The organism is Paraburkholderia sp. 31.1 (assembly GCF_014397645.1).
GTDB classification, from domain to species: Bacteria; Pseudomonadota; Gammaproteobacteria; order Burkholderiales; family Burkholderiaceae; genus Paraburkholderia; species Paraburkholderia tuberum.
Window position 1 is genome coordinate 1 of record NZ_VZQN01000044.1, and the last position, 16,358, is coordinate 16,358.

The following is a 16,358-nucleotide window of genomic DNA, read 5'->3' on the forward strand; positions in this document are numbered from 1 at the left end:
GTGCCGTCCAGGTCCCTGGCCACCGTGATGGTCTTGCTGGTCGCGTCCTGCTGCACCAGGCCGACGCTGCCGCCGTCCAGTTGCTGCGTCAGGTTCGTGACCGAGCCTTCCACGTTGGTCACGCGGCTGTCGATGCTGGTGATCGCCGTCGTGTTGGCCGCAACGTTCGTCGCGTTGTCGGCGATGTTCGTCGTGTTGGCCGCAATGCTGGCCGTGTTGGCCGTCACGTTCTGGTTGGTCGCGTACAGCTGCGAACCGTTCACCGCTTCGGTGCTGGTGTCGCTCAGCGCACCGGCCTTCACGCCGCTCAGCGTGCGCGCGCCCTCAGTGCCACCGAAATCCACCGTCGTGCCGTCCAGATCCCTGGCCACCGTGATGTTCCGGGTCGCTGCGTCGTGCTGCACCAGACCGATCGTGCCGTCGTTCAGGTTGTTGGTGACGTTCGTGATGTCGCCACTCATCTTCGTGATGTCGGCTTTGTTGATCGCGATGTCCTTGCTGTTGTCGAGCGCGATGTTGTGGATCATCACTAGGCCATCGTTGAGGTTATCGATGAACCAGGCGTTGCGGCGCACGCTTTCGTCGATGTTGGCAAACGCGTCACCCACGTTGTTGACCGTCGTACCGCCCACGCTGTAGCTCGGCGCGCTGATCGTGCCATCCGACTTGATCGCCGCCCCACCGCCTAGCGCATTCACCACTCCGCCGAGCTGGCTCAGATTGACGGCATCCGTACTTTGGGTACCTGCAGCCAGGTTCACGATCTGGCGTTGGCCGGTGGACGTGCCTACCGACACCGTATTCGCCCGGTCGGCCACCGAATTCACGCCCAAAGCTACGCTATTGGTGGCGGTGACCGTGCTCCCGAAACCGAGCGCCACAGAATCTGAGGCACTCACGGTTGAAGCCGAGCCGAAAGCTGCCGAGCGATCACCGTTGACAACGGCCATTTCGCCGAGTGCAATCGTGCCACCCCCGTTCGCCTCGGCTGAATCGCCGATGGCAATGGCCGAGCTACCGTCATAATTAACGTCGCCTTTAGCGTTTGCACCAGCACCAATCGCTATCGATCCAGGAGTGCTGGCAGAAGCAGCGACGGTGGTGCTGGTCGAATTGTCAATAGCAATGTTGCCATAGACGCCAATAGGGTTCGCAACTTTAGCAGCAGCATTCCCACTGTAGCCGGCAATCACACCCAAGGCTACGCCGATGCTACCCATCACGCAGCGTGACTTGCTGCGCTTGCCGCGACGTGCAGTGTGCTCGGATGCAGCCACCCACGACCCAAGGGCTTCACTCCAGATGCTGACATAGGACTTGTTCATGACATGATTCCTTTTAAAGTTTGAAAAAGAATTGAGGTATGCGAACTAATGCCAAATCGCCGTTGCCATTTCTTGCTGTTCGATATCAGCTGCAAAAACGGGGGCGATGACGATCCAGAAAGCTCATGGCCGCAGTAAGAATCGGCCAGATTTCTGCCGAGTCAATCTAGGGCAGGCCTTTGCTAAATCTCTGTAACTGGGTTCAGTCTATATTTTTGAGATTGGATAAAAATAGGACCGGTCCGAATCGGCGCGGGCCGGTATTTGAGCGCTGCAGCGCTTGAGATGGCGGCACTGCCCGCTAACGCGGAGAGCATGGCAAGGTCAGAAATCTTGACGGGACGGCAGATAGTGGATTTTTGGGATTGGATAAAAATAGGACAGGTCCGAATCGGCGCGGGCCGGTATTTGAGCGCTGCAGCGCTTGAGATGGCGGCACTGCCTGCTAACGCGGAGAGCGTGGCAAGGTCAGAAATCTTGACGGGACGGCAGATGGTGGAAAGGGTGCCTATGTGTTTCATCAACTATCAACAGTTCAGCGATGCCCGTCGCCAATGCTTGCGCTGACGAGTGCAACCGCGCGCCGAACGGGTTTCAGTCGAGCTTCACGTAACAGGCGACGACCAGAAGTGAAGGCGGGGACAGGCGCAAACCGCAACGCCGCCCGCCACAGGCGGCTCAATCGACATCAAACACGCAACGAGTCGGAATCGCCGTATGATGCGGAAATCATTCCTTGCGTCCCTGATTCAGGTCCGCCATGCCATCACAGAGCACAGATTCCAGCAGGCATGGACGCGTGGTTCACACGCTCAACGGCGACTCACGCGTTGATGAGCCGAGCAGGCTGAACCGCTATCAGCGGACGCTCGTCATGGGCGCGGGCGTCGCGGTCTCGTTTGTCCTGGTGCTGTTGACCGGCGTTGTGCTGAAATCGACGGTCACGGACTACGTCGAGGATCGCTATACCGATTTCGCTCTCCGGCAGACTCACGCCGCAGAGACCCAACTGTGGTCAAGCGGTTAGTTGAGGACAGGAGTGCGACATGGTTTCCGCCAGCCACCGATCCCTTTAGCGAACAGCCCGCCATCCGGCTGGTCATGCCGGCCTTCGCTTGAGCGCGAAGTGCTGACGGATCGGACCGATGCTCGATAAGAAAGCCTGCGTGCGTTCAGGATCGCACCCGCTGATGCGTGGCCATTGACGTTCTTGCGTGCCGCCAGCGCGCATTCTTCGAGAAGACGAATGGAAACCCCAGGCCGTGGCCGTGGACGATCGGTCGAAGTCGATTTCTTTCGCGGAATCGTGCTGATCGTCATCGTGCTCGATCACATTCCCGGCAGCACGCTATCGCATCTGATGCTGCACGCGTACGCGTTGTGCGATTCGGCCGAGGTGTTCGTGTTTCTCGGCGGCTATGCATCGGCCGCGGCGTATACGGCGGTGCTTGCGCATCGCGGCGAACACGCGGCGCAGTTGCGCTTCCTCAAACGCTGCGGGGAGATCTATTGCGCGTATCTGTTGACGGCGATGCTGACGCTCGTGTCCGGCGCGATTCTCGCGCTGCTCGATCTGAATCGGCCGATGGTAGAAATGACCGGCTGGCCGCCGTTCGCGTTGCAGCCATGGCGTCAAGCATTCGATATCGCGCTGTTGCGCCGGCAACCGTATCTGTCCAGCGTGCTGCCGATGTACGTGCTGTTCGCGCTATGCGTGCCCGTGATGGTGCCGCTCGCGCGCCGCTCTGCATCGCTCGCGCTCGCGGTGAGCGTCGCGGTGTGGGCCGTCGCGCGGCCGCTCGCCGCGTTATTCAGCATTGACGCCGTCGCCGACTGGGCTTTTAATCCGTTTGCGTGGCAACTGATGTTCGTGCTCGGTATGCTGTGCCGCGTGCAGCCGATCAGCGAACGTTTTCATGCGAGCTATACCGCGCAGTGGCTCACGCGCGTCGCGGTGGTCGCGGTGCTTGGCTTCGCGATGGTCAAACTTTTCGTGCTGACGCAGCCTTTGCCCGGCACGCACAAGCAGAATCTTTCAGTGGAACGTGTGATCAATTTCATCGTCATCGCGTGGCTCGCAGCCCAGTTCGTGCGGATGGGCAGTATCGCGTGGCTAGCGAGGCGGCTGCCCGCCGTCGTGACGGTGGGGCGCACCGGACTCGTGTGCTTCGTGACCGGCACGCTGGTGTCGTTGATCATCGACACGGCGACACCGCACACGTTTCACGGTTTTCGCGCGGTGCTGGTCGGGCTCGGCGGCGACCTCGCGGCGATCGGCGCGCTGCTGATGATCGCGCGCGGCTGGAGCGGCTGGAAAGGGCAGCAGTCGGGCGCACAGGCGAATGGCGCGGGTTGCGAATGACACGACGCGAGCGCGTCGTGCGCATCACGACCACGATGCGCACGACGCGCAAGCTCGTTGGACTCGCAACCGTGATGAGCGTCGTCGTGCTCGCGTGGCTCGCGATGCATCGCACGGCCGCGCAGGCCAAAGAGACACCGTTCGCGATGCACTGCGCGGAGTTCGCGGGCGCGGTGCTGTCGCCCGAATTGATCGAGATCCCGACGGCCGGCGCGCTGATCGAAAGCGCGGCGATGATCGGCGCGACCGCGCCGGGCAATCAGCAAGGCGGCGAGTATTGCCGCATCACGGGGCGCATCAAGGCGCTGAATCGGACAACGCCCGACATCCGCTTCGATCTGAATCTGCCGAGTCGCTGGAATGGCCGTGCGTTGCAGATCGGCGGCGGCGGGTACAACGGCGTGGTTGTCAGCGGCACCGGCGTGATGCCGTTCTCGCCGGATCGCGCGCCGCTCGCGCAAGGCTACGCGACGTTCGGTGACGACTCGGGGCATGTCGGCGATTCGTCGCTCGCGGAGTTTGGTCTCGTCGATGAAGCGGTGACGAACTTCGGCTACGCGCATCTGAAGAAAACCCATGACGTCGCGCTCGCGTTGATCGCGCACGCGTACGGCAGGCCGCCGCAGCGCATGTATTTTGCCGGCGGCTCGACGGGGGGCCGCGAAGGCTACACGGTGATGCAGCGCTTCCCCGACGACTACGACGGCGTGATCGCCAATGCGCCCGCGCTGAATTTTTCCGGCGTGCGGCTGATCGGCGTGAAGCTCGGCCAGGCCGAGTACGGTACGCCGGGCGGCTTCGTGCCGCCGGCGCTGCTCGAACGCGTCTATCAACGCACGCTCGAGGTATGCGACCGGCTCGACGGCATGGCGGACGGCATCGTCAGCGACGTCGAAGCATGTCGCGCGCACGAAGCGCAAATTGTCGATTCGCTGCGTTGCGCGCTGCGCCCTTCATCTGACGATGCGTGTCTGACCGACGCACAACTGGCCACCATGCTGGCGATGCGCGACGGGCTGTCGCTGCCGTATCGGCTCGCGTGGGAGGTGAGCGGCTATCGCGGCTACAACGTGTTCCAGGGCACGCAACTGACCGGCGCGCTCGGGCTCGCGCATCAGCCGCGGCGTCAGCCGGTACCGACTTTCTATGCGAACGGCTATCTGTTCGCGCAAGGCGACGGCTATCTGCGCTACTTCGTCGCGCGCGACGCGGACTTCGATTCGTTGACGTTCGATCCGCAACGCCCCGGCAAATATCGCGCGCAACTGATCGCGCTGTCGGGCACGATCGGCGCGATGAACCCCGACCTGTCGCGTTACATCGCGCACGGCGGCAAGCTGATCACGCTGCAGGGTCTCGCCGACGAAGTGATCAGCCCGAACCAGACGATCGCATATCACGACGCGCTAGTCGCGCGTTTCGGCAAGGGCGAGGTGGATCGCTTCATGCGGCTGTACATGGTGCCGGGGTTTCAGCATGGCAACGGCGTGTTCATTCCATCGGTCGATCTGCTCGGCGCGCTCGACGCGTGGGTCACGCGCGGCGTCGCGCCCGAAACGCTGATGGCCACAGATCTCGCCGCGGCGACGAATGGACGCTCGCGGCCGCTGTGCCGCTATCCCGGGTTTCCGCGCTATCTCGGCCGAGGCAATGTAAATCTGGCGAGTAGTTTTGTCTGTGCGCAGCCTTGAGGTCTGAGTCGTCGCAGCGCCTGTTTGACCGGCGAGCCGCGCAACAAAGCGTGCGGACCGAGCCGGGGCCCACGCCCGACGAGCCGACAGCCCGAGCGCCACCGCCTTTTCGCGCACGTAGCGCCGCAACCGCACGATCTGTTCGTCCGCTCGCGTGCGCTGCACGCTTTCGCACTTTCCATTACATTGCGGATGCGGCGCGTTCCTTCGCGCCGTTTCCTGTCATTCAACAGCGGTGTCGGCCATCATCGAGTCCATGCAGCCAATCGTTTCGGTCACGAATCTGTCGAAAACCTATGCCAGCGGTTTTCAGGCACTGAAGAACATCAATCTGGCGATCCACCGTGGAGAAATCTTCGCGCTGCTCGGGCCGAACGGCGCGGGCAAGACCACGCTGATCAGCATCGTCTGCGGCATCGTCAACGCGAGCGAAGGCGGCGTGACGGTGGACGGCCATGACATCGGCTCCAACTATCGCGCGGCCCGCTCGCTGATCGGCCTCGTGCCGCAGGAGTTGACCACGGACGCGTTCGAAACCGTCTGGGCCACCGTGTCGTTCAGCCGCGGCCTGTTCGGCAAGCCGAAGAACCCCGCTTACATCGAGAAAGTGCTGCGCGACCTGTCGCTCTGGGAGAAGCGCGACAACAAGATCATCACGCTGTCGGGCGGCATGAAGCGGCGCGTGTTGATCGCGAAGGCGCTGTCGCACGAGCCGCGCGTGCTGTTTCTCGACGAGCCGACCGCCGGCGTCGACGTCGAGCTGCGGCGCGACATGTGGAAGCTCGTGCGCTCGCTCGCGGCGAGCGGCGTGACGATCATCCTGACCACGCATTACATCGACGAAGCCGAGGAGATGGCCGACCGCATCGGCGTGATCAACGCGGGCGAAATCATGCTGGTCGAAGAGAAGACCGAGCTGATGCGCAAGCTCGGCACGAAGCAGTTGACGCTGCAACTGGAGAGCCCCCTCGACACGGTGCCGGCTTCGCTCGCCGGCTACGGGCTCGCGGTCGCGAACGGCGGCAACGAACTGACCTACACCTATGAAGGCGAGGGCGGGCGCACCGACATCATCGCGCTGCTGAAATCGCTCGACGACGCCGGTATCCGCTTCAAGGACCTGCACACCACGCAGAGTTCGCTCGAAGACATTTTCGTCAGTCTGCTGCGGGGGAACCCATGAACATCTACGCAATGCGCGCGATCTACAAGTTCGAAATGGCGCGCACGTGGCGCACGCTGATGCAAAGCATCATCGCGCCGGTGATTTCCACGTCGCTGTACTTCGTCGTGTTCGGCTCGGCGATCGGCTCGCGTATCAAGGAAGTGGAGGGCATCAGCTACGGCGCGTTCATCGTGCCGGGTCTGATCATGTTGTCGCTGCTGTCGCAAAGCATCGCGAACGCGTCGTTCGGGATTTACTTCCCGCGTTTCACGGGCACGATCTACGAGCTGCTGTCGGCGCCCGTATCGTATCTGGAGATCGTCGTCAGCTATGTGGGCGCGGCGGCCACCAAGTCGATCCTGCTCGGGCTCATCATTCTCGCGACCGCCGCGCTGTTCGTGCCGTTGCAGATCATGCATCCATTCTGGATGGTGCTGTTTCTCGTGCTGACGGCCGTCACGTTCAGTCTGCTCGGCTTCATCATCGGCATCTGGGCGGACAGCTTCGAGAAGCTGCAACTGGTGCCGCTCCTGATCGTCACGCCGCTCACGTTTCTCGGCGGCGCCTTCTATTCGGTGGACATGCTGCCGCCGTTCTGGCACGCCGTCACGCTGTTCAATCCGATCGTTTATCTGGTCAGCGGATTTCGCTGGAGCTTCTACGAGCTGGGCGACGTCGGCGTCGGCCTGAGTCTCGGCATGACACTGCTGTTCCTCGCGGTGTTCCTCGTGATCGTCGGCTGGATCTTCAGGACCGGCTATCGCTTGAAAAGCTGATAAGACCGCGCGATTAGCAGAGGGCGCGACAGCGAAAAGCCGTCGCGCCCTCTTCATCGATACGCGCAGACGCCGACTACAACTACAACAGATACGCCTGCGCGACATTGATCAACTGCACGCGGTTGCGCACGTTGAACAGCTGCCGCAAGCGCCGCAGATGATAGTCGACGTTATGCGGCGACAGCCCGAGGAAATACGCGATTTCCTTGTCGCGCTGCCCCTGCACGACCGCCTTCAGCACCGCGTGCTGCAGCTTGCTCAGCGCGACGCGCTGCTGCTGCGCGGGCGCGATGCCGATCACGCTTTTCGCGTGCATCCAGATGAACTCATGAATCGAGTGCGCGAACATCAGCGTTTCCGCGACGATCGATTCGGTCATCCAGCGCGGGTTGCCGATCTCCGAATTGAAGCACAGGCTCGCGCTCAGCTCCGGCTCCGGCAGCGGCATCTGCGTGAGAATGCCGCTCTTGCGGCCGGTCGCCTCCAGCATGTCGATCAGCGCGCCGAGCCGCTCGCTGCGCAGCTGCGCGCGCGGCAGATCGGCGCGCAGGTCGGCGGTATTCCACAGAAACGGCATGCCGGTCGGCGACGCGAGCGCGACGCGCGGATCGAGCTCGAAATAGCGCTCGCGGAAATAGCGCGTGAGCCAAGCCTGCGACTCGTAGCTCGTCAACACGAACATCGTCTTGTGATGCGAAGACGTGCGCGTTGCGGTATAGCTGAACGAGTCGAAGCCCAATTGCCTGATGCGCCGACGCACGAACTCCATGCGGTCCTGCGCGCTGCCGAACCGTCCGAGCGGACCGATCAGCGGCGCGGCCCGCCGCGCCGCGGGCGACGGCGTGCCGATTTCTTCCTCGGTGAACAGAGTCAGAAAGCCACTGCGACCCGCACCATTCGCGGCGCGGGGAGACATCTTCACTGCTTCAGCCGCGTGGGCTGATTGCGCGGCGTGCCGCGCGCCGGCCGGGTAAGCCGGTTGGGCGGATGCCGCTCTCGGGTGTGCTGCCGACGCGTGCCCGGCTTCGCCTTGCGGCGAGCCGGTCAGCCATTGCGGCAGCGTATCGCATTCATGTTCCATGAAACGGTAGCTCCGGCGTTCTAAACGCGTGAAAGACGACAACCTCAATGATTAGCGATTTCGTGGAATGTCGGTAGCCGGTTCCTTGCTATCATTTTTGTGATCTTGCGCTGACAGTGGACCGGCAATACGGGTACGGCGGCGTTTCTCCTTCCATACGGCACCTCCTTCGAGGGGATGTGATGGCACGAATTCCGAAGCTCACGACGACGCTCGCCTACGACCGCTACATGGCCGGCCAGCGACTCGTGTCGAGCGTGGATCGCGAGTGGCGGCATCTGGTGCTGCGCTCGTATCTCGAGCCGGTGCGGCAAGACCTGCTCGAAGCGCCCGGTTTGCGCGACTTCACGCTGATGACGCTCGCGAGCGGCGCCGAGCATCTCGAACGCAACCTCGGCGGAGCTTGGGAAAGCGCCGATATGCGCGTGAACGACCTGTGGTTCGTGCCGCCCACGCCGATCTCATGGCGCTGGCATTCGATCAGCGACGAGCCGTTGTCTACGTTGCACGTGCACATCGAGCGCGATTTGATCGACAGCGTCGCGCAACAGATGGGGCTCGACGCGTCGCGTCAACTGTCGCTCGGCGATGCGATGCGCTTCAACGATCCGCTGATCGCCGCGATGCTTGCCGCGCTGCATCGCGCCGCCCGCGATCCGGCCGATTCGCGTCTGTATGTCGATACGCTGGCTCACGCGCTCGCCGCGCACCTGCTGCAGCACTATTCGAGCGGCAACGACGCGCGGCGCGGCGGCGCGACGCGGCCCGAACGCCTGGTGCCGCGCCGGATTCGCCGAGTGACCGAGTACATCCGCACCAATCTCGCCGAAGATCTGGCGATCGCCGAACTGGCCGAGCAGGCCGGCCTAAGCAGTTTTCATTTTGCCCGGGTGTTTCGCCGCGAGACCGGGGAGACGCCGCATCAGTTCGTGACGCGCTTGCGGCTCGAGGAAGCGGCGAGGCTGCTGCGCGCCACGGATCGAACCGTGCTGCAAATCGCGCTCGAAGTTGGCTTCGAGAATGCCAGTCATTTCTCCGTGCAGTTCAAGCGTGGCTATGGTGCGACGCCGCTTGCCTACCGGCTGCGCGCTTGAGGTGCACGCCGGCTGATGCTTGCCAGCGCACGCCGTAACGGCTCGCTTTTCTACAGTCGGAATCACGCACTTGCGCAGTGTGCTTTGCATTGCGCGGCTTGCAAACTACGAACTTTCGTGGCGGCGTGCGGTGCAAACTGGCATGGCACGTGGCGCAAGGCTTCGCGGTTCGGCCGGCCGCCCGCGACCAGGCGTGGTCTAACTGGACTGACCGCGGCGCCGACAACTGTATCTGTCGAAACCTTGCATCGGACGACAGAATCGAACCGCTTTTGAACCCCACATACCGGATAACGCGCCATGACCCGACTCAAGATGACCGCCTGCGGCCACGCCTTCATCGCCGAAACCCATCCCGATGCGCCGCAGACCGTGGCCGCGTTCCTGAAGCTGCTGCCGTACCGGCAGAAGCTGATCCATGTGCGCTGGAGCGGTGAGGGCTGCTGGGTGCCGCTCGGCGAATTCAAGCTCGAGAACGACGGCGTCGCGGTCGGCTTCGAGAATCACACGAGCCATCCATCGGTCGGCGACATCCTGTTCTATCCGGGCGGCTATAGCGAGACCGAGATCATCCTCGCATATGGTTCATGCTGCTTCGCGAGCAAGATGGGGCAACTCGCGGGCAATCATTTTCTGACGATCGTCGAAGGCAAGGAAAAACTGCGCGAGCTCGGCACGAAGGTGCTGTGGGAAGGCGCGCAGGAGGTAGTGTTCGAGAGGCTTTGAGCGAGCCGCATTTCCTTGCTGGGCACACGCGATGCTTGTTGGAAGAGCCGCGTGCGGTCAGGTACCGATCCGGCACCGACCACGCACGTGAGGCACTCGACACCGCTGGCCCGCCCGGCGAGGAGGAGCAAATGCGAGGCATAAATGACAAGGTCCGCGCTGTAGTTTTTGCCATGTCGATCGTGCTGCTCTCGGCTTGCGGCGGGGGCGGTAACGGCAGCGGCGGGTCGAGTAGCGGTGGCAGCACGGCGGCCGAGCCGGCTGGCGGCGTCATGCTGCAGGTCGTGACGTTCGGCGACAGCCTGTCGGACGTCGGGACTTATGCGCCGCTCGCGAGCGCGGTGGGAGGCGGGCGTTTCACGACCAACCCCGGCCAGGTGTGGGCCCAGGAGGTCGCGCAATACTACGGCGATACGCTCAGCGCCGCGTTCACGATCGATTTCACGCATAAGCTGAGTGCGCAGAGCGGCCTCGGTTACGCGGAAGGGGGCTCGACGGTGGCGACGCCGGCGAACCAGTACGACTATCTGAGCGACGTCATCGGCAACATCGAAATGCCTGTCAATCAGCAACTGTCGAGTTATCTGAGCGCTCACGGCAGCTTCAACGCCAATCAGCTCGTGCTCGTGTGGGTGGGCGCGAACGATGTGCTCCGCGCCGGCAACCTGCCCGCCGCGGCGCCGATCGTGCAGGCGGCGGCCACGACGCTCGCCCAGCTCGTCGGGCAGATCGTGCAGAACGGCGGCGCGCATGTGGTGGTGATCAATCTGCCGAACATCGGGCTGTCGCCGAAGGGGCTCGCTTCGGCCGATGGTGGCGCGAACCTCACGCAGTTGTCGCAGCTTTTCAACGCTACGTTGAACGCCGCGTTGCAAACCGATGGGCTGCAGTCGAAGGTGATCGAGGTCGATTCGTACACGTGGACGAATCAGGTCATCGGAAGCTTTCAGGCGAACGGTTTTACCGTGTCGAATACGGGGCAGGCCTGCGATCCAAAGAAAACGCCCGATGACACCGCGCTGCTATGTTCGCCGGCAACCTACGTGAGCGCCAATGCGGATCAGACTTACATGTTCGCGGATGATTTGCATCCGACGACGCATATGCATGCGTTGTTTGCGCAGTTCGTCGAGCAGCAGATCGCGCATAGTGGGTTGGGGCGGTGAGGGGAGACTACGGCGGGGCGCGCTATCGGCACCCCGCCCCTCAACCAGGCCGGGGTGCGCACCCCATCAGGTGGTCATCACTTGAACAACTTCATCGCCTGCGTCAGCGTATTGATCACCCCCCAGGCAAGCGGAATCATCACATACACCCAGAACACCGCGAGCATCACCTTGTTGGTCGGATGTACGGTTTGAACGGTCGACATACGGATCTCCTCACGCGCCCTTGGCGACTTGTGCATCGGTCATGTGGTGCTTCTCATCCACACGCTTGACCAGCAGGTTGCAGATAAAGCCGATCACGAGCAGCACGGCCATGATGTGCACGGTCATCGTGTACGCGTCCGCTTTGGCGACACCGTTCGCGACTTCATATGCGCGGATGTAATTGACGAGCACCGGACCCGCTACACCCGCCGCCGCCCACGCGGTCAGGAGCCGTCCATGAATGCCGCCGACGAACGCCGTACCGAACATGTCGGCGAGATAGGCCGGCACCGTCGCGAAGCCGCCGCCGTACATGGACAGGATGATGCAGTACGTCAGCACGAACAGCGCGATCTGTCCGTTCGCGGCAAAGCTGGGCACGAAGTAGTAGAGCACCGCGCCGAGCACGAAGAAGATGGCGTAGGTGTTCTTGCGACCGATCCAGTCCGATGCCGACGACCACACGAAACGTCCACCCATGTTGAACAGCGACAGCAATCCGACGAAGCCGGCCGCAGCCGACGCCGTCACGGTGTTCTTGAAGCTCTCCTGGATCATCACCGAGGCCTGGCCGAGAACGCCGATCCCGGCCGTCACGTTCAGGAACAGCACGAACCAGATCAGATAGAACTGCGGTGTTTTCAACGCCTGATCGATATGCACGTGGTTGCGCGAGATCAGCCGGTGCTGCGTGACTTCGGGCGGCGTCCAGCCGGCCGGCTTCCAGTCGGCGGGCGGCACGCGGATCGCGAGCGCGCCGACCGTCATCGAGATGAAGTAGACGATGCCGAGCACGACGAAGGTCTCAGCGACGCCCACGCTCGTTGCGCTATGAAAGTGGTTCATCAGCGCGACCGACAACGGCGCCGCGATCATCGCGCCGCCACCGAAGCCCATGATCGCCATGCCGGTCGCCATGCCGCGGCGGTCCGGGAACCAGCGGATCAGCGTCGACACCGGCGACACATAACCGAGCCCCAGCCCGATCCCGCCGATCACGCCGTAACCGAGATATAGCAGCACGATCTGATGCAGATAGACGCCGAGCGCGGACACCAGGAACCCGCCGCCGAAACAGCATGCTGCCGTGAACATGGTGCGGCGCGGACCGACGTGTTCGAGCCATTTGCCCGCGAATGCCGCCGACAAACCGAGGAACACGATCGCGAGCGAAAAGATCCAGCCGAGCGCGGTCAGCGACCAGTCATCGGGCGCGGACTGGGTGATGCCGATCACTTTGGTCAGCGGTCCGTTGAATACCGAGAACGCATAGGCCTGACCGATGCACAGATGCACGGCGAGCGCCGCGGGGGGCACCATCCAGCGCGAAAAGCCGGGCTGTGCGACGGTGGCCTGTTTGGAAAAAAATGGGGCTGAGCCTCGTTGGCCGCCCGGCTCGCTGATGCTACTCATAAGTGGGTCTCCTTACAGTTGTTCTGTTTATCGGCGCTTCGTGCATATACCTTGAGGCGGCGGAGTGTAACTTGCGCACGCCGTCGCGTCATCGCTATATGTCCTTTCATTTCATATGGCCTGGATCCACGTACCCAAAATCGTGCCTGGCTCGACAATAGGACGTGGACGATGGCTTCGCAATATGAAGCGCGCGGACATAAGGTGTGAACCTGGTGAACCGCGGTATTCTTCACGCGATCGTGCAAATCGTGGGACGCTCCGAGCGGGTTGCGTCGTACTTCTGACTAGAGCCACTATGCAAAGTCAGCAATAAACGAGACGCGCACGACGCGCCGCACAAAAAGAAACGGCCGGCGCGGCTTCTTCGCCGCGCCGGCTCGTCGTGTATCGACGGCGAGTTCCGCCGGTGTCAATCGATCTTGCGCCCGGTCTTCATGCGTGCTGCAACGAGTACCGAGATCAGACAGCCGATCGCCAGATACGCGGCCACCGGATGCCACGAGCCGCCCGCGAAGCTGACCAGCGCGACCGCGATGAACGGCGTGAATCCGCCGCCGACCACGCTCGCCACCTGATAGCCGACACCCGCGCCGCTATAGCGGTACTCGGTGCCGAACAGCTCGGTGAACATCGGCTGCTGGACGCTGACGACCATGTCGTGCGCGATGTTGGCAAGCATCACCGCGAACACGACGATCCATACTGTCGAACGCGCTTCGAGCGCGAGGAAGAACGGCACCGCGCTGAACACGCCGACCAGCGCGCCGATCATATAGATGCGACGGCGGCCGAAGCGATCCGCGAGCCAGGCGAAGCACGGGATCGTCACGCAGCTGAGCGCGCCGACGACGAAGCCGATCGTCAGGAAAAACTCGCGCGGCATGTGCAGGTTCGTGGTCGAGTAGCTCAGTGCGAACGCGGTCACGATGTACATCGTGAACAGCTCGGCGAGCCGCAGCGCGATGATCAGCAGGAAGGCTTTCGGATGGCGCAGCAGCGCTTCGACGATCGGCAGGCGCACACGGCGCTCGCCATGCTGGCCGACTTTCTCGACGAACTCCTGAGATTCCTCCATGCTCGAGCGGATCCAGAGCGCGATCAGCACCAGTACGACGCTGAACAGAAACGGCAGACGCCAGCCCCAGCTGAGGAACGCGGCGTTGTCCATCGAGCGGCTGATCAGCGCGACGAGTCCCGTCGACAGCACGAGCCCGACGCCGTAGCCGACCTGCACGCCGCTGCTGTAGAAGGCCTTCTTTTTCTCGGGCGCGCTTTCGACGGCCATCAACGCCGCGCCGCCCCATTCGCCGCCGACCGCAAAGCCCTGGATTGCGCGCAGCGTGACGAGCAGCACCGGCGCCAACCAGCCGATCGTCGAGAACGCCGGCAGCAGACCGATCGCGGCCGTCGACAGACCCATCATCATCACGGTGAGCACGAGCATGCGCTTGCGTCCGAGCCGGTCGCCGTAATGGCCGAACACGAAGCCGCCGAGCGGCCGGAACAGAAAGCCGACGCCGAAGGTCGCGAACGCGGCAAGCGTGCCCATCGCCGGGCCGACGTTCGGGAAGAACTCGGCGTTGAACACGAGCGCGGCGACGATGCCGTACAACAGGAAGTCGTACCAGTCGACCACGGCGCCGATAAAGCTGCCGAGCGCGGCCTTGCGAGCCTGACTGCGCGCATTGCGGTGATTGGCCACTGTGGCCTGCGGGTGGGTGGTGCTCATCGAGTCTCCTTCAATGTGATATGTGCTTTAATCGATCGCGCCGGCCGGGCAAGGCTTTCGACGCGATCGATCCGCGCAGGGAATGTCCGGAAGGTTAATGACGCGACCCGGAATTCACAATCCGTGTGATGGAGAAAATGCGCGATCATCGCTCGCGGCTGCGCGAATAGCGCGCGTTTTGCGTGTTTACACCGAGCGCCACGCAGAACCGTCGCGGGGAATGATGTGGGCGAACCCACGCAGCGCGCGGCGTGCTAACGTGAAAGTAATCTTAAAAACAACAGTCATTGATATACTACATACCGAATATTGAAAAATGCGGCGTTGCAGCATATGATTGAGGAATCAATCTTCTCAATCATCCGGAGTTACACGTGGAATTCGTGCCTCTTGCGCTGTTCGCCATGGCCGTCGTTGGGTTGGGCTGTGCCGCCACCGTTCTGCTGACCGACTGGATTCCCGAATCGGTCGCTGCACCTGCATCGCAACATGGCCGCTTCGTGGGTCTGGGCGAGCAGCGCAGCAAAACGGCGGCGCCGAATCGCGCGCGTGTTCAAGCAGAGGCGATGAATGTCGTCAGAACTTCCAACTGAAACAGTGGCCACCCCGTTGACCCTGTCGTTGCAGCCAATCGGCGCGAGTGCGAGCTTGCGCGATCAGGCCTATGCGATGCTGCGTCAGGCAATCGCCGACGCGGATATCTACCAGAATCGCGAAGAAATCCGTCTCGACGAGCGCGTGCTCAGCGAATCGCTCGGCGTGAGCCGCACGCCGGTGCGCGAAGCGATGACGTTGCTCGAGCAGGAAGGCTTCCTGCGCATGGTGCCGCGGCGTGGCATCTACATCGTGCGCAAGAGCAAACGCGAAATCGTCGAGATGATCCAGATGTGGGCCGCGCTCGAAAGCATGGCCGCGCGGCTCGCCACGCTGCATGCGACCGACGAGGAAATCGGCCGCTTGCGCCATATGTTCGACAATTTCCGCGACACGACGCCGGCCGAGCATATCGCCGAGCATATCGCCGAGTATTCGGACGCGAACATCGCGTTTCATCAGGCGATCGTCGAGCTGTCGAAGTCGCAGATCATTCTCGACACGATCAAGAACATCTTCATCCATGTGCGCGCGATCCGGCGCATGACCATCTCGCAGAGCGACCGGGCCGCGCGCTCTATCGTCGATCATCTGCGCATCATCGAGGCGCTCGAAAAGCGCGATACCGAACTCGCCGAGCGGCTCACGCGCCAGCATTCGCTCGATCTCGCGGCGTTCGTCGAAGCCAATTGCGATTTCCTCGATTGATGGCGGCGTAGACGCTGTCTGGCTGCTGATTGCGAAAAGCCCGCGTGTGCAAGCACCGCGGGCTTTTTTGCGTGCGCGCACTTCGAGCGAATGCGCAGGTCGCGCGGCGGCGAACGGCAAACAAAACGAGGTCGCCGCCGCGCTGCGGGATAAACCTTGCTTGACGCTCATGAAAATATGGTATGTGATATATCAACAATGACCGGTTAACGCACGACCTGGTGTTTTCCCTTGAAATGACTGCCGCAGAGCCTTGTAGATTCGGCGCAAAGCTGCGGCAGACAAGCTCGAACAGCACAAACTTCGCGCCGTCTA

Annotated in this window: 16 protein-coding genes and 1 pseudogene; 10 read left to right on the forward strand and 7 right to left on the reverse strand. The window is 62.5% G+C overall.

The genetic code is table 11. The features are described 5' to 3' along the window. A partial coding sequence (locus F6X37_RS28310) for an ESPR-type extended signal peptide-containing protein (protein WP_262420053.1) occupies positions 1 to 1,325 on the reverse strand: 1,325 nt, incomplete at its 3' end. 182 nt (positions 1,326 to 1,507) lie between these two features. Continuing rightward, positions 1,508 to 1,846 (reverse strand): hypothetical protein, encoded by a 339-nt coding sequence (locus tag F6X37_RS28315; RefSeq protein ID WP_187613585.1) that lies wholly within the window; start codon positions 1,844 to 1,846, stop codon positions 1,508 to 1,510. Between the two features lie 278 nt (positions 1,847 to 2,124). Between F6X37_RS28315 and F6X37_RS28320 the strand changes: the two genes are divergently transcribed. Continuing rightward, positions 2,125 to 2,352 (forward strand): hypothetical protein, encoded by a 228-nt coding sequence (locus tag F6X37_RS28320; RefSeq protein WP_090809251.1) that lies wholly within the window; start codon positions 2,125 to 2,127, stop codon positions 2,350 to 2,352. Between the two features lie 84 nt (positions 2,353 to 2,436). On the opposite strand, the pseudogene F6X37_RS28325 reads toward F6X37_RS28320, so the two are convergent. Continuing rightward, positions 2,437 to 2,505: pseudogene (locus F6X37_RS28325) on the reverse strand (transposase); the annotation flags it as partial. A gap of 66 nt (positions 2,506 to 2,571) precedes the next feature. Here F6X37_RS28325 and F6X37_RS28330 point away from each other — a divergent pair. From F6X37_RS28330 to F6X37_RS28345, 4 genes are all read left to right on the forward strand, one after another. Next, on the forward strand, positions 2,572 to 3,687 hold the full coding sequence (locus tag F6X37_RS28330; RefSeq protein WP_090809253.1) for an OpgC domain-containing protein: 1,116 nt from the start codon (positions 2,572 to 2,574) through the stop codon (positions 3,685 to 3,687). Next, entirely contained in the window at positions 3,684 to 5,378 is a 1,695-nt protein-coding gene (locus F6X37_RS28335; RefSeq protein WP_187613586.1) for a tannase/feruloyl esterase family alpha/beta hydrolase, read from the forward strand. The genes F6X37_RS28330 and F6X37_RS28335 overlap by 4 nt, the downstream gene beginning before the upstream one ends. A 256-nt stretch (positions 5,379 to 5,634) precedes the next feature. Then, complete coding sequence (locus F6X37_RS28340; RefSeq protein ID WP_090810431.1) at positions 5,635 to 6,561, forward strand: ABC transporter ATP-binding protein; 927 nt, start codon at positions 5,635 to 5,637, stop codon at positions 6,559 to 6,561. Continuing rightward, positions 6,558 to 7,319: an ABC transporter permease gene (locus F6X37_RS28345; RefSeq protein WP_187613587.1), complete on the forward strand. Its 762-nt coding sequence runs from the start codon at positions 6,558 to 6,560 to the stop codon at positions 7,317 to 7,319. The genes F6X37_RS28340 and F6X37_RS28345 overlap by 4 nt, the downstream gene beginning before the upstream one ends. A gap of 82 nt (positions 7,320 to 7,401) precedes the next feature. On the opposite strand, the gene F6X37_RS28350 is transcribed toward F6X37_RS28345, so the two are convergent. Beyond that, positions 7,402 to 8,403, reverse strand: coding sequence for a helix-turn-helix transcriptional regulator (locus tag F6X37_RS28350; RefSeq protein WP_187613588.1), 1,002 nt, complete (start codon positions 8,401 to 8,403; stop codon positions 7,402 to 7,404). 182 nt (positions 8,404 to 8,585) lie between these two features. Here F6X37_RS28350 and F6X37_RS28355 point away from each other — a divergent pair, with 182 nt between their 5' ends. The 3 genes from F6X37_RS28355 to F6X37_RS28365 all read left to right on the forward strand — a co-directional run bounded on the left by F6X37_RS28355 (position 8,586) and on the right by F6X37_RS28365 (position 11,389). Further along, positions 8,586 to 9,497 (forward strand): helix-turn-helix domain-containing protein, encoded by a 912-nt coding sequence (locus tag F6X37_RS28355; RefSeq protein ID WP_187613589.1) that lies wholly within the window; start codon positions 8,586 to 8,588, stop codon positions 9,495 to 9,497. A gap of 300 nt (positions 9,498 to 9,797) precedes the next feature. Continuing rightward, a complete protein-coding gene (locus F6X37_RS28360; protein ID WP_018424716.1) occupies positions 9,798 to 10,223 on the forward strand; it encodes a DUF3830 family protein in 426 nt (141 codons plus the stop codon). A 131-nt stretch (positions 10,224 to 10,354) separates the two neighbouring features. Further along, positions 10,355 to 11,389 (forward strand): SGNH/GDSL hydrolase family protein, encoded by a 1,035-nt coding sequence (locus F6X37_RS28365; protein ID WP_187613590.1) that lies wholly within the window; start codon positions 10,355 to 10,357, stop codon positions 11,387 to 11,389. Between the two features lie 77 nt (positions 11,390 to 11,466). Here the strand turns inward: F6X37_RS28365 and F6X37_RS28370 are convergent, their stop codons facing one another. The 3 genes from F6X37_RS28370 to shiA all read right to left on the reverse strand — a co-directional run bounded on the left by F6X37_RS28370 (position 11,467) and on the right by shiA (position 14,741). Then, on the reverse strand, positions 11,467 to 11,595 hold the full coding sequence (locus tag F6X37_RS28370; RefSeq protein ID WP_090809263.1) for an oxalate:formate antiporter: 129 nt from the start codon (positions 11,593 to 11,595) through the stop codon (positions 11,467 to 11,469). 10 nt (positions 11,596 to 11,605) lie between these two features. Further along, positions 11,606 to 13,009 (reverse strand): OFA family MFS transporter, encoded by a 1,404-nt coding sequence (locus F6X37_RS28375; RefSeq protein ID WP_187613591.1) that lies wholly within the window; start codon positions 13,007 to 13,009, stop codon positions 11,606 to 11,608. A gap of 412 nt (positions 13,010 to 13,421) precedes the next feature. After that, complete coding sequence (gene shiA, locus F6X37_RS28380) at positions 13,422 to 14,741, reverse strand: shikimate transporter (protein ID WP_187613592.1); 1,320 nt, start codon at positions 14,739 to 14,741, stop codon at positions 13,422 to 13,424. Between the two features lie 374 nt (positions 14,742 to 15,115). On the opposite strand from shiA, the gene F6X37_RS28385 reads away from it, so the two are divergent. Both F6X37_RS28385 and F6X37_RS28390 read left to right on the forward strand, forming a co-directional pair. After that, positions 15,116 to 15,334 carry a hypothetical protein gene (locus F6X37_RS28385; protein WP_187613593.1) on the forward strand — a complete coding sequence of 73 codons (219 nt, stop codon included), beginning with the start codon at positions 15,116 to 15,118 and terminating at the stop codon, positions 15,332 to 15,334. After that, the gene (locus F6X37_RS28390; RefSeq protein ID WP_187613594.1) at positions 15,312 to 16,043 is read left to right on the forward strand and encodes a GntR family transcriptional regulator; all 732 of its coding nucleotides are present in this window, start codon (positions 15,312 to 15,314) and stop codon (positions 16,041 to 16,043) included. The genes F6X37_RS28385 and F6X37_RS28390 overlap by 23 nt, the downstream gene beginning before the upstream one ends. The last annotated feature ends 315 nt before the right edge of the window (positions 16,044 to 16,358 follow it).

Bases quoted from the DNA above. Each gene is read 5' to 3' on its own strand.
- F6X37_RS28370 (WP_090809263.1), bottom strand. From the start codon at position 11,595: ATGTCGACCGTTCAAACCGTACATCCGACCAACAAGGTGATGCTCGCG.
- F6X37_RS28330 (WP_090809253.1), top strand. From the start codon at position 2,572: ATGGAAACCCCAGGCCGTGGCCGTGGACGATCGGTCGAAGTCGATTTC.
- F6X37_RS28375 (WP_187613591.1), bottom strand. From the start codon at position 13,009: ATGAGTAGCATCAGCGAGCCGGGCGGCCAACGAGGCTCAGCCCCATTT.
- F6X37_RS28340 (WP_090810431.1), top strand. From the start codon at position 5,635: ATGCAGCCAATCGTTTCGGTCACGAATCTGTCGAAAACCTATGCCAGC.
- shiA (WP_187613592.1), bottom strand. From the start codon at position 14,741: ATGAGCACCACCCACCCGCAGGCCACAGTGGCCAATCACCGCAATGCG.
- F6X37_RS28345 (WP_187613587.1), top strand. From the start codon at position 6,558: ATGAACATCTACGCAATGCGCGCGATCTACAAGTTCGAAATGGCGCGC.
- F6X37_RS28360 (WP_018424716.1), top strand. From the start codon at position 9,798: ATGACCCGACTCAAGATGACCGCCTGCGGCCACGCCTTCATCGCCGAA.
- F6X37_RS28355 (WP_187613589.1), top strand. From the start codon at position 8,586: ATGGCACGAATTCCGAAGCTCACGACGACGCTCGCCTACGACCGCTAC.
- F6X37_RS28335 (WP_187613586.1), top strand. From the start codon at position 3,684: ATGACACGACGCGAGCGCGTCGTGCGCATCACGACCACGATGCGCACG.
- F6X37_RS28350 (WP_187613588.1), bottom strand. From the start codon at position 8,403: ATGGAACATGAATGCGATACGCTGCCGCAATGGCTGACCGGCTCGCCG.
- F6X37_RS28365 (WP_187613590.1), top strand. From the start codon at position 10,355: ATGCGAGGCATAAATGACAAGGTCCGCGCTGTAGTTTTTGCCATGTCG.
- F6X37_RS28315 (WP_187613585.1), bottom strand. From the start codon at position 1,846: ATGAAACACATAGGCACCCTTTCCACCATCTGCCGTCCCGTCAAGATT.
- F6X37_RS28390 (WP_187613594.1), top strand. From the start codon at position 15,312: ATGTCGTCAGAACTTCCAACTGAAACAGTGGCCACCCCGTTGACCCTG.